Raw genomic sequence first — 25,909 nt, forward strand, 5'->3', positions numbered from 1 at the left:
CCCGCGTTGTGACTGCTTTGGAAGCGTTACTCGTACTTGAGGGTCTGGACGGGGTCGAGGCGGGCGGCGCGGTTGGCGGGAAGCGTTCCGAAGAGGATGCCGACGAGCATGGAAGTTCCAAGAGCGATGACGGCTGACCAGGCGGAGACAGGAATCTGGAATGGGGTGAGCAGGCGCACGCCGAGAGGGATCGCGAGGCCGAGGAGTGTGCCGATGACTCCGCCGGAGAGCGACAAGAAGACAGCTTCTGTAAGGAACTGCAAACGGATCTCGTGACTGGTAGCGCCGAGGGCCTTGCGGATGCCGATCTCGCGAATACGCGCCTGCACGTTGGCAAGCATGGAGTTCATAATGCCGACACCTGAGACGACGAGGGTGATGGCAGCGGCGAGCGTCAGCACGAGCGTGAGCATGTCGGCGATCTGCGCCATGACGTGGAGCACCTGCTGCATGGTGAAGGCGGTGTACTGCGACGTGGAGCGGTGACGGCTCTTGATAACAGAGAGGATCTCCTTCGAGGCCGGTGTGACGTCGGCGGCGTTGGCCATGCTGAAGAAGATCTCTTTCACGGTGTCGGTTCCGGTGAAGTAGCGTGCGACCGGGTAGGGGATCAGGATAGTTTGATCGGAGACCTCGGACTGGCCAAAGGTGTCGATGCGCATGTTGAATACGCCGATGATGGTGAAGGGTATGCCGGTGATGTTGATGGTGTGTCCGACGGCGGCAGAGCTGGAACCATAGAGCGCGCGGGCCAGAGGCTCGACCATGACGGCGACTTTTGCATGAGTGACGGTGTCCTGGTCGTCGAAGAAGCGGCCGGAGATCTGAGCGAGGTTGCGCACGATGCGGTACTGCGGCGAGACGCCGAGGATCATGGTGTTCTTAGTGATGCCTCCGCCCATGGAGACGATGTCGTGAAGCTCGAGCATGGGTGAGGAGGCGATGATGCCAGGGACTTGTTCACGGACGGCAGCTTCGTCTTCGCGCGTCATAAAGTCGGGCGTGGAGGTGTTGTCGGGGCCTACACGGTCGCCGCCGTTGTACTGCATCTCGATCATGGTGGGGCCGATGGAGGCGAGCAGGTTGAGGGCGTACTGCTTGCCGGTAAGGCCGAGCGTGACGACGAGGATGATGGAGGCCGAACCGATGATCATGCCGACCATGGTGAGCACGAAGCGCACCTTGCTGGCTTTGAAGCTGTCGACGGCGAGGCGGACGACCTCGCTGAACATCATGGTGGAACGCGCGCTGGCGAGTGTCTTCTCAAACGAGGAGAGCCTTGTCTTGGGGGGGGCCGCGGGTTTGGGAGGATGAGCGGTGGAAGCCATGCGCCGAAGTCCTGAAAATTAGACGCTTTCAGTATCGCAGCGATGCACGTGTTTTCGCTATTGTCTGGGTCTGTTCAGCGAGTTTGAAGGGAACCGGGGTGCCATTTTTCAAAGAAACAGGCAAATGATTGCACTTGACACTGCGATTTTATGGGCGGAATATCGAAGTCCCTCCCTGTTGTCAGTATTCCGGCCCTGCTGTAACTTACGCGTTTCTACGTCCGCTTCGCGTGGGCGTTCGACGGCGGTCTTTGGAAGAGATTCCAGGTGCTCATCATGGCGAAGAAGGCAGTTCTGATTGCTACGGTTGTTACGTCACTCCTTGCAGGTTTGGGAGAGAACGCTTTTGGTCAGAATGCCGTCAAGTTGTTCGGATCGACAGTGGTTCGCCCGTCGACGCAGGGAGCGTCGTGGGCTGCGCCGGCGACGTTCAACAGTGCGACGGTGAGCCTAAGCTGCAATACGACGAGCGGGCCCCCGACGGCGGTGCTGTCGTCAACGCCCGATGGTATGGGCAAGGTTCTCGTCGATAACTTCATGAATGTGTCGGTGACCGTGGGTACAGCGACGACTAGTGCGGTGAATGTGTGCAAGGGTGGAACGCAGGACCCGGCGCAGGGAGCGCAGAACTGCTTCAACCAGACGTATCAGAATGCTGCGCCGGGAATGGTTGGCGCGGACATGGACGGATATACCGCGACGGGCGGGGTCGCTCCGCTGGATGTGAGTGGGTTTCTGGTCTCGGGAGACCAGAAGATCAGGATCGACCTGGTGGATGCCGGAGTTCTGCTGGCGAATGCGTCGTTGTACCTGGTCACGAGCTGCACGCAGGGCGGCGTGACAGGGCCGGCGAAGATCTCGGGTAATCCTATATCGAGCAACAATCCGGCGCCAGGTCAGTTGAATCAGGACTACGACTTCAATTCAACGCCGGGGCAGACGGTAGGGTTTACCTATGACCTGACGCAGGCCCAGACGGACGGGAAGCTGACGATTGCGGAGGGGACGATTCCAAGCACGAGCGACTCCCCGCTGGACCCGCTGTTGTGGCAGAACCAGTATGCGGCAGGGACTTCGTTTGCTACGTCGAGTTGCGTGGTGCATACGGGAGAATTGCTGAATGGAAGCCCTGCCTGCAAGCTGTACACGCTGACCTGCCAGGTGGGAACCGGATCGGCTGCGGCGGGAGCGTTGTGTCCCTTGTCGGAGCTGAAGAATGAGGTCTTCTCCGATACATTTACGGGACCTGCCTTTACGCTGCCGGATATCACAGGGCCGAACGGCAGGACATATCACCAGGGCGTTGGTTTCCTGATGGCGGGCGAGGGCTGGACGGGTGGACCCTGCGTGTTCGATCCAGCCTCCGGGTTGACGGATAGCTGTCCGCAGAACCTGCTGACGAACCTGACGTCGGTGAGTTCGGCCAGTGCGGCACCGGCGGTGAAGACAACAGCCTTGAGGATGGTTACTGCCCTTGCAGCGGCCGCAGACGACTTTGTAGACGACTTCGATGGAACGGGAACGCATCCGAACTCGACGTTCATCTCGGTCGCGCAGGTGCCTGAAGATCTGACGACGGTGATGGTGCAGGGAGCGCATCCCGGGGGATGGGTGAACTCGCGCACGGTGAAGGTAGGCCTGGTCAGCGAACCGCCTGTGCTGCCGAACACGGTGCCGAACTACCAGAACTTTGTGGCTTCGCCGATCAAGAGCATCACCTATGGCCTTTCGCCGGCGAACATGGTTCCGCCTACAAAGTTTGCGGTGCCGGGAGATGTGACGCTGGCGAATCCTGCGGGCTGTCCGACGCCTGCGATACAGGCGAGTGTATTTGCGCCGGCCTCGCAGACGCTGACGGCTGCGGCGGATGGAATGTACGCGCTGCACTACTTCGCACAGGACTGCGCAGGAACAGAGGAGTTGCAGTTTACCTCCGTAGGATCGGGAGGATGGTCAACGAGCTTTTACACCGTGCCGTTGAATGTGGATACGGTGGCTCCGGTAGTGGCAAGCGGGCCGGCCTTTTCGGTGGCTCCGGTGACGATCAATGGGGCGCCAGATTCCTTCACTCTGAATCAGCAGGTGAATGTGAGTTACAGTTGCACGGACGATCGCGCTGGTGTGGCGGTGTGCGGAGCGAAGAGCTATGGCGCGCCAGGCACGTTGAATACGGGGACGCTGACGTATCCGCTGGATACATCATCCGCCGGCAGGAAGACGCTGACGGTGGTGGTGACGGATGCCGCGGGCAATGCGGGCACCCCGGTTTCGGTGACGTATAACGTGGTCGCGACCGGGCAGGCCGATCTTGCAATTGCTCAGATTGCCAGGCGAAGCGTAAAGAGCGGCGCGAAGCTTTCTTACGACATGCTGGTGCTGAATCTTGGGCCGAAGACCGCGGATAGCGTTGTGATTAAAGATGCCATCCCGAGGGGAACGACTTTTGTCAGCGCGGGGTTTGAGAGCATCTCGTGCGCGCTGTTTGGCGGATGCAGCGAGCCGCCGCGGGCGTCGTCGTGCTCGGCTTCGGGGAGTACGGTGGTGTGCAACGCGGGCCAGTTGAAGCCGCTGTCGCGTTTCTCGTTAGATGGCATAGGTGTGCAGGTTGTGGTCAGGGTGAATGCTGCGGCAGGGGCAGTGCTGGTGAATACGGCAACGGTGGGAAGCTCGAACAGCGATCCAAATCCTGGAAACAACACTTCGACTTGGAAGACAACGGTGAAGTGAAGGTTCTGGATGCTGCTGGATTTAGCGTCTGGTGGTAATTGTCTGGGTGCAGTCCCTGTAGATCGCATTCAGGTCGGCGCGCTGCAGAAGCTTGTCGCTGCCGGCAATGATGCGGACGTCGTCGAGCCCTTTGAGAGCGTGGCTGCAAAAGCTGGATGCTTCTTCGAGATTGCTCTTCGAAGTAAGGCTCATCAGGTAGTAGATGCGGGCTGCTTGCAGCTTCATGCTTGCCTTCTCGGTGTCGCTGAGATTGGCGAGGAGAATCTGGCGTGCCCGTGCATTGTCGCCACTACCGATGAGTATCTCAGCGTGAGTCATTGAGATCTGAATTCCAAGCGTGCGGGGAAGGGAGATCGCTTTGCCGGCATAGGGAGCGAGCGCGCTGTCGGCTTCCTTTCGATTGCCTTGCATGAGAGAAGTGCGCGAAAGATTGAGTCGCAGGCGCGCTGCGGTGGGTTTATCGTCACGACGGCCAAGGGCCTGAAGAGCACGTTGGAAGATTTGGCGGGCTTCAGGAAAATTGCCGCGGTAGAAGGCGATCTCGCCCTGTGTGTTGAGAATCTGCGCGGCGAGCGCTTCGTTTTTCAAGTCGCGGGCAGCAGCCTGGGCGGGTTCCAGCGCAGTTGCCGCCTCGTCAAATTTGCCGGCGCGTGCGAGAGTGACGGCAAGTTCATTCTGTATGGAGGCGTAGTCGCGGCTCTTCTGGTCACCCAGATCCTTGAGTGCTTTGAGGGAGTCCTGTATCGATTTGACTGCGGCGCCATAGCGTCCTTCGTCGGCGAAGATGAGACCCATGTAGCGCGAGACGAATGCTCCTTCGCGTGGATCGTTGGCCTTGCGCGTGAGGTCGAGGGCGCGAACGAAGGACTTGAGCGCATCGTCGTACTGACCATCGTAGGCATAGGTGCGGCCAAGGCCGGCGAGGGCGTCGGCGAGGAAGCCGGGCACGGCGAGCTTCTCGCGAAGCTGAAGCGCCTGCTGGTAGTAAGTGAGTGCGCTGCCGGTGTCGCCGCGCGATTCATAGACGGAAGCGATGTTGGAGAGCGAGAGGGCCTCGAAGTTTTCGTCGCCGCTCTCGCGCTGTACGCGCAAGGCCTCCTGAAAGGCCTGTAGCGCCTGGTCGCTTTGGCCGAGGTCGGAGAGGAGCGAGCCCATGTCCATCAGGGTGTCGCCGACTTCTTTGTTCATGCCGATCTCGCGCAGAAGACCCAAAGCTTTTCGATAACTTGCGAGGGCGCCATCATTGTTACCGGAGGATGCCTGAACCTGCGCCATTTCAGCGAGCGCAGCCGCTACGCCACGTTTTTGGCCGATGCGCTCGTTGATGGCGATGGAGTCTTCGTAGTTGTGGAGAGCATCGGCGGGCTTGTTGAGGAGCCGGTAAGAGATGCCGATGGCGAGAAGGACGAGCGCTTTGGATTCCTGATTGTCGGTTTGAATGGCGAGCGAAAGGGCCTGGTTGAGCGGGTCGAGCGCTGCCTGCGGGTTGTTGCTGGTGATTTCGATAACGCCCATCTGCCAGAGACCGCGGATGCTCTTTGGATCTTCTTTGAGAAGGCTCGCGGTCTGGGCGCGTGCCTTGCCGTAGTCGCTGGTCTCTATATAGAGCGAGCCGAGGACATATTTGAGGTCTTCATCGCCGGGGAGATTGCGGGCGAGGCTTTCGTAGGTCTCGATGGCTTTGTCGTTCTGCTGCGTGACGCGAAAATTGTTGGCCTGGATGAGACGCCGTGCGAGCGGCGGAAGTTTTTGCGAGTCGGCTAGCTCCATCGCGCGGCGGGAGACCTGCACCGCTTCTGCCTCGTAACCGAGTTCGTCCTTGACGTGCGCAAGAAGAGCGTAGGCGAGCGCGAAGCGGGTATCGGAATCAATGGCGGCTGAAAGCAGGGCTTGTGCGTCGATGTTCCTGCCCGCGCGCGTCATCGCCACAGCCTCGTTATAGTCGCGCAGTGCGGCGACAGAGGTCGAGGTTGGCTGGATGGATTGCGCAGCGGCAGCCTTCTGATCGGATGATGACAGCGAGAGGTTTTGTCTTATGGATTCGGCAAGCGTGTTGATCGCAGCGGGAAGGTCTTTTTCAAGCGATTGCGCTTTGAGTGACGTGGTATGGCTGTTCTTTAGGTCTTCAATTGTGACGTCGATGGATATCTGGTCGCCGATGCGGTTGTACTGGCCGGAGACGACGGTGTCGGCAGAGGTGAACTGGGCGAGCCGCCGCAGCATGGGTTCGTCGATGATGGACTGAGGCGACAGGCGCAGGTCGGCGTAGACCTGACGGATTCGTTCAGGCGAGACAGAGTGGAGTTGCGTGGACTGGCCGATTGCAGTTGCAATCATGTCGGCGAGGCTGACGCTCATCCAGTCGATGCCGGAGATATTGGAGGCATTGCGAAGTGGAAAGACGGCGAGCGAAAGAGCAGGGCCTGCGGATGCAGTCTGTATCTGCGCAGAGCGGTTGTGAAACTTGTCGTAGGAGAGATAACCTGTAAGCAGAAGCGCGACGATGACGAGAGCGGTAAGGGTCTTCCAGGATTTACGAAGCTCGGAGCCAATGATGGTGAGCTTCGATGGGGGTTCAGCAGGAATACGAGCGAGAGATTGCCCGGCTTCGTAGGCGTCGAGATCGGCGATAAGCCCTGTCGCGTTCTGGTAACGGAGAGCGACATCGCGCGCAAGGCATCGGCAGACGATGTTTGAGAGCGGTCGAGGAATGGATTGGTCGCTGTCGGCGAGGGGCGCGACATCCTGCTGGGTGCGCAAGACCAGGCTTGCGATACCGCTCTGCGCCTGGAAGGGCGAGTGTCCGGAGAGCAGCTCGTAGAAGATGATTCCGAGCGAGAAAATGTCTGAGCGCTGGTCGATCTCTGAGGCGAGTGCCTGCTCGGGCGACATGTACTCCATGGTCCCGACGATATTGCCGGACTGGGTGAGGCCATTGTCATCGACGGTGCGGGCGAGGCCGAAGTCCATGACAAGGACGCGGCCGCCGGATTCGCACATGATGTTCTGCGGCTTGAGGTCACGGTGGATGACGCCGACGGCATGCGCTGCCTCGAGCGCCTTGGCGACCTGCCGAACGATGGTGATGGCCTCGGCAGGCGGAAAGCGGCCGCGATCGAGGAGATCGGCGCGAAGGTCGCATCCCTCGATGTACTCCATCGTAATGAACTTGAGACCGTCGGCCTCGCCGAGGTCGTAGATGCGGATGACGTTGCGGTGGGTGACGTTGCTCGAGAGCAGGATCTCCTGCTTGAAGCGCTCGATGATGTCGGGGTCGCGGGCGAGTTCAGGGCGGATGACTTTGAAGGCGACGAGGCGGCCCAGGGCGAGATCGCGAGCTTTGTAGACCTCGCCCATTCCTCCAACACCGACCATCTCGATGATGGTGTAGCGGTTGCCGATGATGGTGTCGGGGGCGAGGCGCGCTGAGTGTGGAGAAGACGATACAGAAGAACTGCGAGGCGGCGGCGAGTAGAGATTGCCGGGATCGATGTTGAAGAGGGTCGGCAGCTCGGAGGAGGAGGTTTCGCCGGATGGAGATGTGCGAACTCCGCCAGCGCCTGTACTGGGCTTATCCGCACGCCGGGTTCGCTGGTCGTCGGCCATGAGATTGAAGTAAATGAACTAACTGCACATCATATGCTCTCCTGCGTAGCTTTATAAGTGCCTTGGAGAGGGTCGAGTGTCAATGCTTGAAGAACGGGGCCCGGCGGGAGCTTTGGAATATCCCTGAGGTAAACTATTGACAGCGCTCATGCGGAGGGATGTGTGAGCGGTTGAAACAGGCGGTCTTGAAAACCGCTTTACCTTAACGGGTAACGGGGGTTCGAATCCCTCTCCCTCCGCCATTTCATCTTGCGCATCGCTTTCTCTCCCCTTCTTCCACGCGTGAAGGTGTAGGTATGGCCGGAGCCGCCTCCCCACACGTTGGAGTCTGTCGTCGTAAGGACGACATGGTGAAGATCGAACCAGTCGTAGTGCAGCCGCTCCCAGATTCCGCCAGAGCCTTCCGTCACATCAGCCTACGTGCTGTCCAACTGATGCACCTGAAGATACTCGTCGGCGCTGTTGCCGAACAACTTCGCCCGGCCCGGCCCGAAGTCCGTAAGCCCGGCAACGTACTGCTCAGGCGCGAGGGCCAATGCTAACTCCTTTCCGAACCCTATGAGGTGTCGGCAATGCTGAGTTTAAAACTGCAAATGGCAAAACTCTTCACGTCATGCTCAGGTTCGCTTTCGTTTACTTCCGCGGCGCCTCATTGTCGACGAACTTTCCAGCAATGTGAGGTGGAGGCGCCACCGAGTGCCTCAGTTTTAGCAATGTCTCAAGAACAACGTGTTTTGCAGGACTATCGTCGCCTTGTCTACGATCAAGCAATAAGCGAGCGGCAGTCGTACCAAGTTGGTAGCCTGACTGGGAAACAGACGAGAGGGAAGGATTTGTGGTTTCGGCCAGGTCAAGGTCATCGAAGCCAATGATGGATACATCCTCGGGACAACGAAGGCCTGCCTCGCGGACAGCCAGCAAGGCTCCCAATGCAATCATGTCGTTGCCCGCGAAGATTGCCGTCGGTCTCGGAATCAGACGCAACAAAATAAGAGTTTTAGCATGTCCTCCTTGCTTATCGAAACTTGTCTCCTGAGAGTATTCAGGAGACAAGTGAAGTTTTGCTTCCTTTATTGCGCGCTTGAAACCTACAAGCCGCTCCTTTGAATTGGTAAGGTGTAGAGGCCCTGTGATAGTTGCTAGCCTGGTGTGCCCCAGTTGAAGCAAATGCCGAGTTGCGTTGTAAGCTCCTACCTCGTTATTTGCGGTGACGCTATCACCGCTCCAGTTTTTGGGAAGCCGGTCGACACACACCACTCCCGTGCCGGCTTGCCGGTATGACTCCGCCTGTTTCGCAAGTTCACTGAAATTCGACGGAATTACGATGAGGCCTGCTGGCAGGTAGGTTCGCAACTCGTTCAGGTGAATTATCTCTTTGGAGTGATCGTTGTCCGTGTTGCAGAGGATCAGACGATATCCGTTCGAGAAGGCCACATCTTCCGCGCCTCGAACGACGGCGGGGAAGAAGGGATTCGTGATGTCGGGAATGATCATCCCGATCGTGTTGGTTGTATCGCGTCGTAGACCGCGTGCCAGTTGGCTAGGCTGATATCCAACCGATTGAACAGCCTCAAGCACACGGGTTCGCTTCGGTTCTCGAACTTTAGCGGTATTGTTGAGCACATGGGAGACCGTGCCCAGAGATACCCCTGCCATTCTGGCGATATCATGCATGTTGGCCATAACGCCTTCTCCATCAGGCTTTAGGAGCCTGGTCGCAAAGTGACTGAGACCCAGGAACCAATCTAACCTCTTATTTGAAACAATTCAATTCATGAATGGAACCCTTCCATTTTGCTCGATAGACCGAGTGCAGTTGTGTTCTCAGCATCTTGGCGTACGCGTGAGGATGGGAAAAACAAAAGCCTTGACAACAATGCTAGATTCCAGTTATTTTTTGTCTGTAATTTTGAAACCTTTCAAAATAATATGAACATTGCTTTCCAGTTGAGCTCCTGCCTATGTCTTTCTGGCAGTCGGTATGGCCTGTTTATGCTCCGCTTTCTTGGTGTCCCTCTTAGGGAACAAAGGGTGCTCGATCACGGCATTTTGAAAGTTTCAAACTTCTTGTATTTTCGGAGACGCAGATCTCCGATCTCTCGATGAATGGAAATGGAGGCTGAATCATGAACAGGAAAGCTATTAGTCATCGGCGATATCTACAACTCCGGCTGGCCGGATGGTCATTGATGTTTACGTTGACTGCAATGCTTTGGGTAAGTTCAGCAAACGCCCAGGCGACGAATGCCCAGATATCTGGCAGGGTTGTCGACCCAACTGGAGCTGTCATTCCCAATGCATCCATTGAGATCCAAAATACTGGAACCGGTTTAGACCGCACCGTCATCACTGCAGCGACCGGTGAATACGTCATTCCTTCCCTGCCAGTGGGAACCTACAAGCTGACGGTTGTGGCACCAGGGTTCAAGAACTACACCCGGTCCGGGATCATTCTTGAAGCCGGACAGAGTGCTCGCCTGGATGCAACCCTGCAAATAGGAAGCGCCAATGAAACCATTCAGGTCTCAGAGTCGACGGTGCAAGTGGATACCAGCTCGGCGACTATCCGTACTGAGATTGATAACACCCAGATCAAAGAGCTTCCCCTCAATACCCGCAATACGCTGCAACTGATCACCCTCGTGCCCGGAGTAGGGAACGCCACCCTGCCCGCCGCAGTGATAAACCAGCGCAACGGACCGACATTCAACGTGAACGGAAGCCGCGTCAACGGCAGTCAAGTCTCACTTGACGGCGCTATCTTTGTAACCGGCCTCTATAACCGCCCAGCAAACCTTACGAATCCTGACTCGATCGGCGAATTTTCGCTGCTTACAAATAGCTATGGCGCAGAATTGGGACACGCGTCAGGAGGAGCATTCATAGCAGTTAGCAAAGCGGGAACTAACTCGTTCCACGGATCAGTATGGGAGTTTCTTCGCAACGACGCCCTCAACGCAAGAAACTGGTTCGCGCCGCCGCCGGCGGCAAAACCGATATTGAAACAAAACCAATTCGGCGTCGCCGGCGGCGGACCAATCCTGAAGGACAAGGCCTTCTTCTTCGCCACCTACGAGGGCCTGCGAATTCACCAGGTAACTCTTGAGAACCTCGCCACCATAACTCCGGCTCAACGTAATGGGGACTTTAGCGCCGTTTCGACACAACTCCACGATCCGTATAAGGCAACCTGCGGTACAAATGGCAATGGTCCGGGTACTGGTACCACTCCCTGTAATTACACTGCCGCCAATGGATATGCAGGCAAAAATCAAATCCCCAAGAGCGAATGGGACACAATGTCGCTGGCTTTCATGAACACCTACATACCCGTTCCAACTCTGCAAGCCTCCGGCCTGTGGGCGAATACCGACCAGGTGCCAACCCCTACCACCGGCAACCAATACACGATCAGAGGCGATTACCGCGTAACGAAGAACGATCAGGCATACGTCCGTTTCTTCCATATGGTTACCTCGGCTGTAACTGGTCCTCCATATTCCGCCATCATTTCCTCGAAGTTCGGCGATAACTTTGCGAACGCCAATTGGGGTACTACCGTCAGGGACACGCACACCTTCACACCCAATCTGATTGGCGACTTCGGATTTTCGGACACGAATCTCTCGACCACCGGCACGCCCTTCGGAACAATCGTAACGGGGGCGCAAATGGGCGCTCAATATAATACCGGCGGATACAACGTCTCCCCGCTGGTGACAGTATCTGGCGTCACAAGCTTTGGTTCAGGGAGTCCGTGGTACGAGAATACGGCTTTGAAACAAGCCGACGCAAAGCTGTCGTGGGTCAAGGGAAGGCACCTATGGCAGTTCGGTGCGATGGCCCTTCGTGAAGCAGAGCATATCGAATGGACCCACACGAACTCCGCCGGAAATCCAACCTTTAGCGGCGTGCAGACGGGAAATAATTGGGCCGACTATCTTATTGGTAAGCCTATTAGCTTCGGACAGTACACTCCCTATTACGGTAACGAGCATTCCGTGGAAGCGGGATTCTATGCTCAAGATACTTACAAGGTATCGTCCCGGCTGACACTGAATCTGGGCATACGGTGGGATCTCTTCTTCCCCTGGGTAGAATTTAACCACAACTCTCCTACCGTTACTTTCGATCCCAGTTTTCATTCCACGCGCTTCCCAACCGCGCCTCCAGGCCTCGCGTTTCCTGGAGACCCTGGAATCCCGCCTGGAACCATATTCATGGACAAAGGTGACTTTGCGCCACGTCTTGGATTTGCCTACGATGTCTTTGGCGATGGAAAGACAGCGGTTCGCGGCGGATATGGCATCTTCTATAACGCTCCGGGTGCCATCACCATGGCCAATGAAATTGAGGCGCCGCCCTTCGAGACGCAACTGGTGTTTACCCCGAATACTTTCACCGATCCCTACGGTGGGACTGGGTACACGAATCCATTCCCATACCCCTACCTCAACCCTGGAAAGAATCCGCTTTGGCCGTTTCCGGCGCAGTTTTACTCGCCCGATCCGCATATCAAGAATGCGTTCACGCAACAATACAATTTCAATGTGCAGCGTGAGTTGCCGAAAGAATTCATGGTGCAGGTCGGCTATGTAGGAAGTCACGGAGACCGGTTGTGGAATGGAAACCAGGCGAATGCCGCTCCGTACTCTGCGGGCGGAACGGCCGCGAATGCGCAGTCGCGCCGTCCGTTCCTGCCCCAGTATTACGCTGGCATCACGAGAATAGCCAATATTGGATTCTCCAATTACAACTCCCTGCAGATCACCGCACGGAAGCGCTTTTCAACGGGTTACACTATGCAATTCGCGTATACGTTCGCGAAGTCCCTCGACTCAGGCTCCGTTGCCGATGCGGATGGTGGAACTGCGCAAAATCCGGCCAGCCCCATTGCCGGCGAATATTCCAGGTCTGACTTCAATCAAAAGCATCTATTGCGCGTCAACGGGGTTTGGAATCTTCCGCAGTTCGAGAATCTGCGCCTTGCAAAATATGTCGTAGGTGGATGGATGCTTTCAGGAATTGTGAGTTACAGCAGCGGTACTCCCTTCTCGCTGACTACCGGGTCAGCAGCGCCGTGGCTAGGAGCGGGCCGGGATATTGGAGCCCTGCGCCTGAATGCGACGGGCACGAATCCCTGTGCAGGTTGCGGCAGCCGGGACTCGTGGGCTAGAGCGGGATATTTCAACACCGCAGCCTACGGCTCACCACTCCTTGCACCTTACACCTACGGAACCTTTGGCAATAGCGGACGCAACAGCCTTGTCGGGCCCTCGTCATTCAATACCGATATGAGCGCTGCGAAGAACTTTCCGTTCTTGAAGCGTGAAGGTGCCAGGATTCAATTGCGTGCGGATATCTTCAATCTGTTCAATAGGGTGCCTTTCAACAACCCAACAACATCGTTAGCGTCGTCCGTTTTCGGCAAGATCACTTCCGCCGGAGCAGCAAGGCAGGTTCAACTTGCGCTGCGGTTAGAGTTCTAGTCTCCAGTTAGCTCGAGATCCAAAAGGAGTCAAAATTTGAGACAGGCGTGAGATATCCCGGAGCAAGCAGGTACTTAGTGCCTGCTTGCTCTGAAAGCATTCAAATAAGTTGTAGATGAAGACTTCCGGACAAATCGGGCATTCGTCCGATTGCCGGCAGTCGCGAAGGCCAGCTTATCGAGCTCAGTACGGATTGTCTTTTTTGATTGCACTTGTCTCATTGAAAAGGAAGCGCTCAATGTATCAGCCTGAGACGTACGGTATTGCACTTCTGTTCATGATCCTCAGCATGCTTTGCTGGGGATCATGGGCCAATTCTATGAAACTTTGTCCTGGTTATCGATTCCAACTGCTTTACTGGGACTTCATTGTAGGACTGATTGGCGGAGCAGTTCTGTGGGGCGCAACTCTCGGAAGTATGGGAGCTGTGGGGCGGTCTTTCTATACAGACATCGCTCACGCAAACATGCATTCGATTCTTCTTGCGATGACCGGTGGTGCCATCTTCAATGTCGCCAATCTGTTGCTCGTTGCCGCGATCGATATAGCGGGACTGGCAGTCGCATTTCCTATCGGTATCGGCCTGGCGCTTGTTGTGGGCGCTATCAGTAGTTACATTATCTCTCCCAAGGGAAATTCTTTTCTTCTCTTCGGCGGCATCGCACTCGTGGTGACCGCTATTGTGTTCGACGCCATAGCCTATAGGCTGCGTGAAACAGAACGCACTGCAATGAGTCGTCGCGGCATCATCATTAGTTTGATCGCGGGACTTTTGATGGGTACCTTCTATCCCTTCGTTTCGAAGGCAATGACGGGAGAAGGTACACCGGGTCCATATGCCATCCTGCTGTTCTTCGTTATCGGGGTATCGATTTGCGCTATTCCTGTGAACTATCTCCTCATGCGATTTCCCCTTGATGGCCAAGAGCCGGCCTCCATGCGGAGCTATTGGCGAGCGCCCGGTATCTGGCATCTCTGGGGTGCTCTAGGTGGTGCGATCTGGTGTACAGGAGCGATGGCCAATTTCGTGGCATCGCAGGCCAACATCGTAGGCCCCGCCGTCTCGTATTCCATTGGACAAGGCGCCACGATGATTTCAGCTTGTTGGGGCGTATTTGTCTGGCGCGAATTCAGTGCAGCTCCAGCTCGATCAAAAAGCAGTCTGAAATGGATGTTCATCTTTTTTCTCTGTGGGTTGACCGCGGTCGCTTGTGCTCCGATCTTTCCATAACCCCTTTATCCCTTTGAGGAGAATGCAATTGTCTGCGAAAAAACCAATTGTTGTTGTCGGCAGCATCAATACAGACCTGGTGGCGGTTGCTAAGAGAATTCCTGTAATAGGCGAGACCGTCATTGGATCGGACTTTCAGATTCATCCGGGTGGAAAAGGCGCAAATCAGGCCGTCGCTGTGGCCCGGCTCGGGTATCCTGTACGACTCATCGGGCGCGTGGGGAATGATACGTTCGGCGCGGAACTGAGAAGTCATCTCGAGAATGCAGGAGTTGATATAGCTGGAGTTTCCATGAGCGATGGTGCTTCCGGCGTAGCCGTGATCGTAGTTTCGGAACACGGGGAAAATAGCATTGTCCTCGCTCCGGGCGCCAATTTTAAGGTCATTCCCGAAGACCTTGATGCAAACATCTCAATGCTGAGAAGTGCCGGAATGGTTTTGGCGCAGCTTGAGATCCCAGTCGAAACTGTTGAGTACCTGGCTCGAATCTGTGCGCGGGAGAATGTGCCTCTGATTCTTGACCCGGCGCCAGCGAAGGATCTGCCGCCGCACATCTTCAAAGCTGTTACGTGGTTTACCCCGAACCAGACAGAAGCAGCTTTCTACTTTGAAAAGAAGCACGCTGGTGCCAATGAGCCAATGCCTGCTGAGATGGCAAAGGCGTTCCTAGCCAATGGGTGTCGAGGAACCGTTCTTAAAATGGGCGCTCTTGGAACCTATCTGGCATCGCAGGAAGGCATTGGCAGTCTGGTTCCCGCGTTCTCTGTCAATGCGATCGATACGACGGCTGCAGGCGATGCGTTCAACGCGGGCTTCGCAACCGCGCTCATGTTGGGCAAGTCTCCTTTGGACAGTGCAAGTTTTGCCGCCGCGGTTGCCGCTATCTCTGTGACGCGAAGAGGAGCTCAGCCCTCAATGCCCAGTATGGCTGAAGTAGAGAAGTTCATAAACGCCAATCTCATCGAGACTGCGAGTGAACTTGCGTAACGATAGTTTGCTTTTGATCTACATAGATACGGCCCTCACCTTCTTCGTGTCGGCCAATAAACCATCCGAACTCATCTGCACGAAAGGAACTACGAAATGAAAGCTGAATTCCGAACGATGTGGTGTACCGCAGGCCTCTCTCTTCTCGCTGCTCTCTGCGCTGCGCAAGCCAATGCGCAGTTTGGAAATCCTCAAGGGCAACTTATTCTTGCGCCACCGTGCCTGGCAACGGGACCTATCATGCGGCCAGGGGCTGCTGCTTGTACTCCGTCGACTCATCGCGACTGGCTCGCCGACAATACGCATTGGCGTACTGAACGTCGCATCCGTATCGGCTACGATGGATTCCGCTACGCGCTGCCCCAGCTTCAATGGGCGCAACATAGCTTCATACAGCCACAGATGATGGTGCATGATCGCTATTTCTACGACCCAGTCGCAGGTAAATACACTGTAGATCGGTATCTCGACGATTTGGAGAAACGCTACGGTGGCATCGATGCCGTACTCATTTGGGCGGTTTATCCCAACGTAGGCATGGACGAGCGAAACCAGCTTGACATGGTTCGCTCCATGCCAGGCGGTGTCGAGGGCGTGAAGCGCATGGTGGCGGATTTTCATCGCCGCGGCGTGAAAGTTTTGTTTCCCATGATGATGTGGGACCAGGGAACGAAAGGCCCGGGAACCGACTGGCCGACGGCGTTTGCGGAATTCATGAAAGAGATCGATGCTGACGGGGTCAATGGCGACACGCAGGACGGCGTGCCTCAGGCATTCTCTCTGGCGGCTGAGAAGGCCGGCCATCCATTGGCGTTTGAGCCGGAGGGCGGACCAAGCGATGAAGCTCTTGCATGGAATGTCCTCACCTGGGGCCAGTACCAATACACATTCGCTCCCGGGGTCGACAAGTACCGCTGGCTTGAACCGCGTCACCAGGTCAATATTCAAGGCCGCTGGGACCGCGATAAAACCAATGCTCTGCAGTACGCCTTCTTTAACGGAGAAGGTTGGGAGAGCTGGGAAAACGTCTGGGGTATCTGGAACGGTGTTACTCCACGCGACGCAGAGGCAACGCGTCGCGTGGCAACCATCGAGCGTGCCGTGGCTCCGTTTTTCGCGAGCGAGGGATGGGAGCCGTACTACCCAATGCTGAGATACGGTGTCTTCTCCAGCCGCTGGCCGCTGGCCGACCAGACGGTATGGACCATCGTGAACCGCAACGAATACAACGCCGAGGGAAATCAGATGACGACACCCTACAAGCAGGGCATGCGTTACTTCGATCTCTATCATGGCGTGGAACTCAAGCCTGAAATAAAAGGCGATGAGGCAGTACTCTCGTTTTCAACCGAAGCTCATGGCTATGGAGCAATCGTCGCGACCAACGGCGAACTGGATCCGAAGCTGAAAGGGCTGATGGGAAAGATGAAAGAGATGACTGCCAAACCTTTGTCCAGCTATTCGCATGAGTGGCAGTTCCTGCCGCAGCAGATGGTAGAGATCGCACCTTCGACGCGTGCCGCATCCGCACCCGAAGGAATGGTTCGCATCGAAGGTGCCGATTACCTGTTCCGTGTGCAGGGAATCGAGATTGAGGGGAGCAACGATGTTGGGGTTGATGTTCAGTATGCATGGGAAGACAGCCCTCGTCGCTTTCATGAACACTTTGTACAGATCAAGCCCTTTTTCATGGATAAGTACCCGGTGACCAATGCAGAGTTCAAGAAATTTCTCGATGCTACGCACTATCAACCCAAAGACAGTCTCAACTTCCTCAAGGACTGGAAGGATGGTTCCTATCCCGATGGATGGGCCAACAAGCCGGTCACCTGGGTGTCAATCGAAGACGCACGTGAGTATGCAAAATGGGCAGGGAAGCGGCTTCCTCACGAGTGGGAGTGGCAGTACGCTGCGCAAGGTAACGATGGACGCACGTTTCCCTGGGGCAACTGCGATTGGCTCGGAGGCTCGCGAGGCGGAGGTCCGAGTGGCTGCCCCGCAGATGCCAAGACTCTGGCACCGGTTCAGGACAACGGCCGCACGCTGCCTCTTCCCAGCGATGTCGATGCGCATCCCCAAGGAGCAAGTCCTTTCGGCGTGATGGACATGGTCGGAAATGTATGGCAATGGACCGACGAATATCTGGATGACCATACCCGCGCCGCTATTATTCGCGGAGGCAGCCACTATCGCCCAGCCGGTTCGCTCTGGTACTTCCCGGAGGCGTACAGAAACGATCAGCACGGCAAGTTGCTGTTGATGGCTCCCAGCATCGATCGCTCCGGCACGCTCGGCTTCCGGTGTGTGAAAGATGCGCAATGAAAGGAGCACGAGCAGAGCCTGATGCCCCGACGATGGCGCATCGGAAGGATGCGCTGGATATCCAGCTCATATATTGACCGGTGCGAATTGCCACGGTGGCTCAGGACTGCATGTACAAGGAGGCTGTAGTGAAAAAGATCGGAACAGACCGTCGCACGTTTCTGAGGACCGCGGCGCCGCCGCTGACGCTGAAGTCTTAGGAGCGTTGCAAGTGGCAAGTGCAACAACTCCAAGCAATGCGACGTCCGAGGAGATAGTTAAAAATAGACCCTCGGCGCGCCTCCTGATAGCAACAAGTAAAAGGATTTAGACAATGCTCAAGGGAATTTCACCTGTTGTTAGTCCAGAGCTACTGAAGCTCTTATGCGAGATGGGGCATGGAGATGAACTGGTCCTTGCCGACTCTAACTTTCCTGGAGCCAGCATGGCTAAGCGGCTGCTTCGCTCCGAGGGGCTCTCGGTTACTGATATTCTCGAAGGAATTGCACCTCTATTTCCTTTTGAGACCTGCGGAGATTCGTTGGTCATGATAACGGTAGATGCCCACAAGAAATTCGACCCCGCTGTCGAAGCCGATTTCATTAATGTGATTCGACGCTATGATCCATCAGTACCAGCGCCAATCCGGATTGATCGTTTCGCATTTTATGAACGCGCTCGAAATGCGTTCGGAGTTCTAATGACTGGAGAGACCCGCCTGTATGGATGTCTAATCATCAAGAAGGGTGTAATTGAAATTGCTCCGTAAGATCGGGCTGACTGAAGTGAAGATGCTAGCCGGGCAGGCCAGTCACAGCTATACGTGAATCGGCCCGGGATTCTGCCAACCATAGTCAAGAATCGCTTGCCCCACGATCTTGCCGGCCCTCGCCGCATCTTCTGCTTCGACCGAACCGGCATTCAGCCGCACGACGTTGTTTGGGCCGGGGGCAATGAAGAAGGGTTCACCATCAGCGATGCGAACTCCAGCAGCTGCGCTACGCTCCTGAATATGTTTGGAATCGACACCAGGGGGTAGCTGAACCCACACATTGACACCATCAGGACCGGACCAGCAGCCACCACCAAGTGGCGCTACGATCTGATTCAAAGCGGAGCATGCGCTTTGCCGACGATCGCGGTAAGCATCGCTCGTTTTCTTCAAGACCATGTTTACCTCGTCCGTTTGTAATGTCCGTGCAAGAACTCGCTGAAGCAACCGCGAACTCCAGCCATCGGCGAATGTTTTGGCTTCCGACAGCGGTTCTCGTATGAAGGTGCGCGCGACGGCTGCTGCCATCCTCAGATCCGGAGCTATTGATTTCGAAAATGAGCGGACATGCAAAACCCGATTCTCTAACTCAGGAATGGATAGCAGCGAGCCCGGTTTGGTAGTGGCAATACCAGCGACCTGGTCATCCTCTACGATGATCGCGTCAGGATGAGCCTTCAATACGTCGGACAGCTCAGATAAACGCTCAGCCGACCACGAAGCGCCGGTTGGATTGTGACCACGCGGCGTTAAAATCACCAGCTTTGCGCCACCTCGTAAGGCCGTATCGAGCGAAGCCGGGATGGCGCCAAACCGGTCTACGGCAATTCCCAGCAGTCTGCCGCCGGCACGCTCCAAGGTGTCCATCAGGGTCGGATAACCAGGCTCCTCAACAGCGACCGACAACTTGGATTTTTCCGATTTCGCGCTTACGACTTCATAGATGAGAGCAAAAAACTGCTGTGCCGAACTACCAATGATCAGATCCTGAGTTCGCGCCGGAATGAGGTCGCCTTCCAGTATCGGAACCAGGACATCCGCCAAAGGCCGGACGGGTTCGGGACCGGCATATTGCAGATCGGCTGATGTGACTTCCTGAATGCAATCTTCCCAAGCCCGTCGGATAACTTCCAGTGGCAGCAGTTTCGCATCGGGCCGCCCTGTGCTACATTCCATCGCCGTTGGATACGTGGCGCGGAGTCGCGAGCTGGCGCGCATTAACGCATTTCGCCGCCAAGGGCTTCGAGTTTCCCTAAGAGTCAGCAGTGGCTGTGGGGTGCTGGCGCGAACCGGATTTGACGAATTCCGGCTTACATCCTGCCAGTCTGAAATAACGAATGTGCCGCGGCCCACTTCGGCCCGAACGAATTTGCGGCTTCCCAGGAGGTCGAACGCGGCGCTGATGGTTGTAGCGCTCACGCTCATGAGGCCGGAGAGTCGACGCACTGTGGGAAGGCGATCTCCCGAACTGAGCTCGCCTGCCCGTATCGCGCGTTCAAAAAAAGCAGCCAACTGTTCATAACGGGGCGGTCCGAACTCCTCAAACATAAATTGCCCTAGCTGTTCGATAGGCTTCGACATTCTCCAATTGTACTGGCATTGTTTTCCTAATTTAACACTATATTTTGTACTTGACACCTGAATATATCCAATATTAGTTTGTCATTGCTCTCTTATTGTACTTAATTTGTATTGCTAACAATGTAAGGGGACAATCGCTTTGACTGCGTCTTACTCCATCCTCGTCGTGGGAACTCTGGACACAAAGGGCAATGAGGTGCGGTTTCTGCGGGACCGCCTAATAGAGGCTGGACTTGCCGTAACAGTCGTTGACATCGGAGTTCTGGGACCTCCGCTCTTCCATGCGGATGTATCCCGCGAGGAAATAGCGTGGGCTGCGGGCGAAAGTATCACTCGGTTGGTCGCCGCCGAGGATCGTGGACGTGCAACTGCCACCATGCATAGAGGATTAGCGGCATGGGTGCGTGAACGCCGGGAGAGAGGGCTTCGAGAAGGAATGATGGCTATCGGAGGCTCGGCGGGAACAGCTATTGCCACCGCGGGAATGCGCGAGCTTCCGATCGGTGCTCCCAAATTGATGGTTTCAACGATGGCGTCTGGCGATGTACGGCCGTACGTCGGGACGTCCGATATTTGCATGATGTATTCGGTGGCCGACTTCACTGGTCTCAATAGTCTGACGTCCACCATTCTCGCGAATGCGGCAGAAGCGATGGCGGGGATGTGCGGACGCCGAGCACCTTTGCCGGAAGTGTCCAGCCGAACGTTGCTGGCAGCGACCATGTTTGGCAATACGACTCCCTGCGTGAACCGCGTCAAGGAGCTGCTGGAAGATCGCGGCTATGAGCTTCTGGTCTTTCACGCCACCGGAACCGGAGGACAGGCGATGGAACGTTTGGTCGTCGAGGGCTTCGTGAAAGGCGTTTTGGATATCACGACTACGGAGCTTGCGGATGAACTCGTAGGAGGCGTTCTGACCGCAGGGCCTCACCGGCTGGAGGCGGCGGGAAAAAGGGGTGTGCCCCAGGTCGTTTCCGTCGGAGCCCTGGATATGGTCAATTTTGGCGCACCCGAAACTGTACCGTCCAAATTTGCTGGCCGCCTCTTTTATCAGCACAACCCGGCGGTCACGCTTATGCGTACAACACCGGAGGAAAACCGGGAACTCGGCGAGATGTTGGCTCGGAAGTTAAATCAGGCGCAGGGGCCTGTTGTTTTAATGCTGCCGCTTCAGGGCATCTCCGGCATCGATTGTCTTGGCAAGCCGTTCTATGACCCGGTTGCCGATAAGAGCTTGTTCGATGCTCTCCATGCAAATGTCGGACCGAACGTAAAGCTCGTGGAGCTGGATCTGCACATCAACGACCCTGAGTTTGCGGAAGCAATTGCTGACCAGTTTTTGAAATGCACCGAAGCGTCATCAGGATTCAGTGTCGGTACTGCCGCGACACCAGGGGTCGGTGCATGAAGTATTTCGCCGGGTACTTCCTGGCTACGCAACGGCGTCACCGCTGCCGGACAGGCGGCGGGCTCAATTGGCTTTCTTCAAAGGGGACTTAGTGTAATGGGAAATAGCGGAACAGAGTTGACTCGAAAAGACTACCTGAAGCGGCTACAGAGGGCAGTAGCGGCGGGGACATCGATCGTCGGGGCGGGTGCGGGCACTGGAATTTCCGCCAAGTGCGCTGAGACAGGAGGCGCGGATCTCATCATCATTTATAACTCCGGTCGCTACCGGATGGCCGGACGAGGGTCGCTGGCGGGTCTTCTCGCTTATGGCGATGCCAACGCCATTGTCGTAAGTATGGCGAGCGAAGTTCTTCCAGTTGTGAACAACACTCCAGTGCTGGCCGGCGTAAACGGAACTGACCCATTTCGCATTATGCCGAGGTTTCTCAAAGAACTAAAGGAGATGGGATTCGCAGGAGTGCAGAACTTCCCGACCGTCGGCCTGATTGATGGAAACTTCCGCCAGAATCTCGAGGAGACTGGAATGGGATTCGGACTTGAAGTTGAGATGATTGCTGCCGCTCACAAACTGGATCTGTTGACTAGCCCTTATGTCTTCGACGAAGGGCAGGCACGCATCATGGTCGCGGCGGGCGCGGATATCGTCGTCGCACATATGGGGTTGACGACGAATGGCACAATCGGAGCCCAAACGGCGATGACTCTCGACCAAGCGGTCTCTCGGGTGCAATCGATTTGCGATGCGGCGAAATCGGTCCGTTCCGATGTGATCGTGCTGTGCCATGGCGGCCCGATTGCAGAACCGGACGACGTAGAGTTTGTGCTCAGTCGAACACACTCTGTTGCAGGTTTCTTTGGCGCATCCAGCGTAGAACGACTTCCGGCCGAGCAGGCAATCACGGCTCAGGTTCGGAAGTTTAAGGCGACCGCTCGGAGGGAGCATAACTTTGATCGGTTGCCGGAAGTTAGTGCGAACAGCTCATCGAACAAGTTTTAGATTTTTCTGATCCTAATTTTGAAAGCTTTCAGAATTGATGTGCATATCAATTACGCCAAACAATCTGATGAACGAGGTCAAAGCATGAAGCTTATCTTCCAAGTTACATTTCTTGCCGGGATGGCGCTGATCTTATTACCGTGTTCGCCCTCCACGCCATTGTTTGCGCAGGCATCAATTGGGGCGGTGGCTCAGATCACAGGTGCGGTTTCCGATCCAACGGGGGCCGTTGTTCCCGGAGCCCAGGTGAGAGTTGTTCAGACAGAGACTGGCTTTACACGCACTGCTGTCACCGGACTAGACGGAGCTTACGTCCTTCCTAACTTGGCTATCGGACCTTATGAACTGCAGGTCATTAGCTCGGGGTTCAAAACCTACTTTCAGCGGGGAATTGTCCTCCAGGTAAATGACAACGCTACAGTTGCCATCCAACTCCAAGTCGGTGCGTCTACTGAGAGTGTCTCTGTGAGTGCAAACGCCTCGATGGTAAATACGGAGTCAACATCTGTATCGTCGGTTATCGAAAATAGACGCGTAGTGGATCTCCCACTAAATGGAAGGGACCTGTCGCAATTGGTTCTACTCTCTGGCGCGGCAGTGCAGACAAATTACGGCGATTCCATCAGCAGTAAGAACTATCCGACCTCACATACGATAAACGTGGCAGGAGGAGAAGCCGCTGGGACTGGTTATATGGTGGACGGCGGCGGCGCATATAACGATCTCTACGGGGGATCTAACCTGCCATTGCCTTTTCCGGATGCGGTGCAGGAATTCAGCGTTCAAACCAGCATGATTCCCGCGCAGTACGGTGGATACCCGGGAGGAGCCGTCAATCTCGTCACCATGTCGGGAACGAATAACTTCCATGGATCTCTTTTCGAATTTATACGCAACTATGCAGTGAACGCCGCTAACTATTTTGCAACCACTGTAGATACATTGAAACGCAACCAATTTGGCGGTACGCTAGGCGGGCCGATAGTAAAGAACAAGCTTTTCTTTTTTGGTGGATATCAGGGGACGAGAACGCGCACCACTCCACCTACGAGCACATTCTTCGTCCCAACGGCAGCCGCTCTCAGCGGGGATTTCAGTACACTCGCGTCAACTGCGTGCACAAGTAAACCTATTACTCTGACCAACCCCGCAGGCGGGACGTTTGCAGGAAACTACATTGACCCTGCTCTCTTCAATGCCTCGGCGCTGCAACTGGCAAAGAAATATCTCCCTGCTACGAACGATCCGTGCGGAAAGCTTCTGATCGGGATTCCAAACCCGAGTAATGAAAATCAATTCATTGGCAGGGTTGACTGGACAAGCGGCACACGGAACATTGTATTTGGTCGATACTTCAACACGCACTATACCAATCCGCCATTCTTTGACGGAAGCAATCTCCTTCAGACCACCCGGACTGGAATCGACATGTTGGTTCAGGCGGTTACGATGGGCGATACTTTTACATTTACTTCAAAAGTGATCAATAGTTTGCACTTGACCTGGACCCGTGAGCCACTGACTCGGGGACCAGCCGCAAACCTGCCTTCAGCCGCCAGCCTGGGATTGAACATCGCCCCGTCTCCGGGAAATACTCCGTCCTTCAGCATCAACGGCGGGTTTACTACCAGTTGCGGCACTTGTGCCAATGCATACGTCAATCGGAACCAGGCTGAAGTGAGGGATGACGTCATCTGGACCCATGGCCGCCATCAGTTTACGTTTGGAGGGCTATATGAACGCGCGCAGTTGAACCAAAACTACGCAACCCTTTCTACCGGGAGTTATTCCTTCGACGGGTCGTTCACGGGCCTTGGCCTGGCCGATTTTCTCCTTGGGCGCAACATTGGATTTAGCCAGGGTTCACCTCAGGTCTGGAATGCCCGGGACAACATGTTAGGTCTGTACGCGCAGGACAACTTCCACCCCAACCAACGGCTCACCCTCATGGGCGGTGTCCGCTGGTCCCCTTACTTTGCCCCGTATGACATCTACGGTCGTAGTTCGTACTTTGACAAGGAAGACTACACTTTGGGGCTGCACAGCACCAAGTTCCTCAATGCACCGCCAGGCGTCTTCTTCCCGGGGGATACGATTCCCGGGCACGGAGCCTTCCCGCGAGCCGGGACCAATAACCGCTTATGGAACTTCGCGCCTCGGGTTGGTATCGCTTGGGACCCTACGGGTTCGGGACAGTGGAGTGTGCGAACAGCCTACGGCCTTTTTTACGCGGATCCGGAGATGGCATTTTTTGAAACGTATTCCTACATCGCGCCATATGGGAACCAAATCTCACTCACCAGCCCCGCAGGAGGTCTCTCAAATCCCTATGCGGGCATTCCTGGTGGCGATCCATTTCCTCTGCCCTTTCCGCCAACCTCCAATATCTCCTTCGTTGCTGCTGGTCAGTTCTTTACTTTGCCTTTGCACATTCATCCGCCTAACACGCAGCAGTGGAACCTTTCGGTCCAGCGGCAGATAGGGTCTGATTTACTTCTCACGGTGTCTTATCTCGGGAACAAATCCACTCACCGCTGGGTAGGGATTCCCTTGGACCCTGCTGTGTACATACCCGGTACGTGTGGTAGCAAACCGTGTTCCACGACTGCAAATACGCAGTCCAGGCGCGTCCTAAGCCTCATAAACCCGACGGCGGGGGCCCTCATTGGCAGCGTTCCTTACACGAACGACGGAGCCAACGCTAACTACAATGCAATCCTTCTTTCGGCCAACCGCCGTTTCAGCGGTTATTTCAGTGTTCTTGCGAACTACGCATGGTCACATTGCATAAGCGAAGGGGAGCAAAATGCGGAGGGAGGTGGGGGGAGTATCCAGGATCCGTCTAATATACGCGCGAGTCGTGGGAACTGCATCAGCGACGTCCGTCACATATTCAATCTGTCGTATATCGCGAAGAGCCCGCATTTCAAAAGCCCGCTTATGGATAAGGTCCTCAGTAATTGGCAACAATCGGGAATCATTGGAGCTCGTAGCGGAAGCTGGCTAACGCCGACGGACGGCCAAGACGTTTCGCTGACGAATGTTGGCAACGACCGGCCCAATTTGGTTGGGAATCCCCATCTGAGTAATCCGACGATTCGTCAATGGTTTAACACCTCCGCCTACGCCAAACAAGCCACGGGCACATATGGAAATGCAGGAAGCTACTCGATCCTGGGGCCAGGAGGCTTTACTTTCGACGCTGCGCTTTCCCGTACGTTCAAGATACGAGAGAGCCAAGGCTTGCAGGTGCGAGTCGAGGCCTTTAACGTTTTGAACCACCCGGTATTCAATAATCCGACGACAACTCTTACATCGAGTAATTTCGGAAAAATACTCTCGGCGAATAATCCACGCATTCTACAGGCTGCGATTAAATACACGTTCTGATCGCTTATGTCAGCTGCGTTATTAAACCCGACTGGAAGCGCGATGGTTGGTCAGGTGCGTGAATTTCCCAAACTGAACCTGCATAGTTA

The 25,909-nt window shown here is 55.6% G+C and carries 13 protein-coding genes, 1 tRNA gene and 1 pseudogene; 10 read left to right on the forward strand and 5 right to left on the reverse strand.

What is annotated here, in order from left to right:
- Positions 1–26: 26 nt before the first annotated feature.
- A complete protein-coding gene (locus JSS95_11285; protein ID MBS1800400.1) occupies positions 27–1,328 on the reverse strand; it encodes an ABC transporter permease in 1,302 nt (433 codons plus the stop codon).
- 276 nt (positions 1,329–1,604) lie between these two features.
- On the opposite strand from JSS95_11285, the gene JSS95_11290 reads away from it, so the two are divergent.
- Positions 1,605–4,055 carry a hypothetical protein gene (locus JSS95_11290; protein ID MBS1800401.1) on the forward strand — a complete coding sequence of 817 codons (2,451 nt, stop codon included), beginning with the start codon at positions 1,605–1,607 and terminating at the stop codon, positions 4,053–4,055.
- Between the two features lie 21 nt (positions 4,056–4,076).
- On the opposite strand, the gene JSS95_11295 is transcribed toward JSS95_11290, so the two are convergent.
- Complete coding sequence (locus JSS95_11295; protein MBS1800402.1) at positions 4,077–7,661, reverse strand: tetratricopeptide repeat protein; 3,585 nt, start codon at positions 7,659–7,661, stop codon at positions 4,077–4,079.
- Positions 7,662–7,813: 152 nt separating this feature from the next.
- On the opposite strand from JSS95_11295, the gene JSS95_11300 reads away from it, so the two are divergent.
- Positions 7,814–7,903: transfer RNA gene (locus tag JSS95_11300), tRNA-Ser, on the forward strand.
- Between the two features lie 36 nt (positions 7,904–7,939).
- Here JSS95_11300 and JSS95_11305 read toward each other — a convergent pair.
- A pseudogene (locus tag JSS95_11305) lies at positions 7,940–8,221 on the reverse strand (hypothetical protein).
- Positions 8,222–8,294: 73 nt separating this feature from the next.
- Positions 8,295–9,335, reverse strand: a complete 1,041-nt coding sequence (locus JSS95_11310; protein ID MBS1800403.1) for a LacI family DNA-binding transcriptional regulator — start codon at positions 9,333–9,335, stop codon at positions 8,295–8,297.
- A 452-nt stretch (positions 9,336–9,787) separates the two neighbouring features.
- On the opposite strand from JSS95_11310, the gene JSS95_11315 reads away from it, so the two are divergent.
- The 5 genes from JSS95_11315 (at position 9,788) to fucU (ending at position 18,439) form a co-directional block, all read left to right on the forward strand.
- Positions 9,788–13,150, forward strand: a complete 3,363-nt coding sequence (locus JSS95_11315; protein ID MBS1800404.1) for a TonB-dependent receptor — start codon at positions 9,788–9,790, stop codon at positions 13,148–13,150.
- A gap of 238 nt (positions 13,151–13,388) precedes the next feature.
- Complete coding sequence (locus JSS95_11320; GenBank protein ID MBS1800405.1) at positions 13,389–14,381, forward strand: AcrB/AcrD/AcrF family protein; 993 nt, start codon at positions 13,389–13,391, stop codon at positions 14,379–14,381.
- 22 nt (positions 14,382–14,403) lie between these two features.
- Positions 14,404–15,369: a ribokinase gene (rbsK, locus tag JSS95_11325; GenBank protein MBS1800406.1), complete on the forward strand. Its 966-nt coding sequence runs from the start codon at positions 14,404–14,406 to the stop codon at positions 15,367–15,369.
- 117 nt (positions 15,370–15,486) lie between these two features.
- The gene (locus tag JSS95_11330; GenBank protein MBS1800407.1) at positions 15,487–17,691 is read left to right on the forward strand and encodes an SUMF1/EgtB/PvdO family nonheme iron enzyme; all 2,205 of its coding nucleotides are present in this window, start codon (positions 15,487–15,489) and stop codon (positions 17,689–17,691) included.
- Between the two features lie 313 nt (positions 17,692–18,004).
- The gene (fucU, locus tag JSS95_11335) at positions 18,005–18,439 is read left to right on the forward strand and encodes an L-fucose mutarotase (protein MBS1800408.1); all 435 of its coding nucleotides are present in this window, start codon (positions 18,005–18,007) and stop codon (positions 18,437–18,439) included.
- Between the two features lie 48 nt (positions 18,440–18,487).
- Here fucU and JSS95_11340 read toward each other — a convergent pair whose 3' ends face one another.
- Complete coding sequence (locus JSS95_11340; protein ID MBS1800409.1) at positions 18,488–20,023, reverse strand: PLP-dependent aminotransferase family protein; 1,536 nt, start codon at positions 20,021–20,023, stop codon at positions 18,488–18,490.
- A gap of 133 nt (positions 20,024–20,156) precedes the next feature.
- Between JSS95_11340 and JSS95_11345 the strand changes: the two genes are divergently transcribed.
- The 3 genes from JSS95_11345 (at position 20,157) to JSS95_11355 (ending at position 25,820) form a co-directional block, all read left to right on the forward strand.
- The gene (locus JSS95_11345; GenBank protein ID MBS1800410.1) at positions 20,157–21,431 is read left to right on the forward strand and encodes a Tm-1-like ATP-binding domain-containing protein; all 1,275 of its coding nucleotides are present in this window, start codon (positions 20,157–20,159) and stop codon (positions 21,429–21,431) included.
- A gap of 96 nt (positions 21,432–21,527) precedes the next feature.
- Positions 21,528–22,430 (forward strand): phosphoenolpyruvate hydrolase family protein, encoded by a 903-nt coding sequence (locus JSS95_11350; GenBank protein MBS1800411.1) that lies wholly within the window; start codon positions 21,528–21,530, stop codon positions 22,428–22,430.
- Positions 22,431–22,514: 84 nt separating this feature from the next.
- Positions 22,515–25,820, forward strand: coding sequence for a TonB-dependent receptor (locus JSS95_11355; protein MBS1800412.1), 3,306 nt, complete (start codon positions 22,515–22,517; stop codon positions 25,818–25,820).
- Positions 25,821–25,909: the final 89 nt, after the last annotated feature.

It is taken from the genome of Acidobacteriota bacterium (assembly GCA_018268895.1).
GTDB lineage: Bacteria > Acidobacteriota > Terriglobia > Terriglobales > Acidobacteriaceae > Edaphobacter.

Excerpts from the sequence above, each read along its gene's own strand:
- JSS95_11330 (MBS1800407.1), top strand. The coding sequence starts at position 15,487 with ATGTGGTGTACCGCAGGCCTCTCTCTTCTCGCTGCTCTCTGCGCTGCG.
- JSS95_11310 (MBS1800403.1), bottom strand. The coding sequence starts at position 9,335 with ATGCATGATATCGCCAGAATGGCAGGGGTATCTCTGGGCACGGTCTCC.
- JSS95_11315 (MBS1800404.1), top strand. The coding sequence starts at position 9,788 with ATGAACAGGAAAGCTATTAGTCATCGGCGATATCTACAACTCCGGCTG.
- fucU (MBS1800408.1), top strand. The coding sequence starts at position 18,005 with ATGCTCAAGGGAATTTCACCTGTTGTTAGTCCAGAGCTACTGAAGCTC.
- JSS95_11285 (MBS1800400.1), bottom strand. The coding sequence starts at position 1,328 with ATGGCTTCCACCGCTCATCCTCCCAAACCCGCGGCCCCCCCCAAGACA.
- JSS95_11295 (MBS1800402.1), bottom strand. The coding sequence starts at position 7,661 with ATGGCCGACGACCAGCGAACCCGGCGTGCGGATAAGCCCAGTACAGGC.
- JSS95_11340 (MBS1800409.1), bottom strand. The coding sequence starts at position 20,023 with ATGTCGAAGCCTATCGAACAGCTAGGGCAATTTATGTTTGAGGAGTTC.
- JSS95_11290 (MBS1800401.1), top strand. The coding sequence starts at position 1,605 with ATGGCGAAGAAGGCAGTTCTGATTGCTACGGTTGTTACGTCACTCCTT.
- rbsK (MBS1800406.1), top strand. The coding sequence starts at position 14,404 with ATGCAATTGTCTGCGAAAAAACCAATTGTTGTTGTCGGCAGCATCAAT.
- JSS95_11355 (MBS1800412.1), top strand. The coding sequence starts at position 22,515 with ATGAAGCTTATCTTCCAAGTTACATTTCTTGCCGGGATGGCGCTGATC.
- JSS95_11350 (MBS1800411.1), top strand. The coding sequence starts at position 21,528 with ATGGGAAATAGCGGAACAGAGTTGACTCGAAAAGACTACCTGAAGCGG.
- JSS95_11320 (MBS1800405.1), top strand. The coding sequence starts at position 13,389 with ATGTATCAGCCTGAGACGTACGGTATTGCACTTCTGTTCATGATCCTC.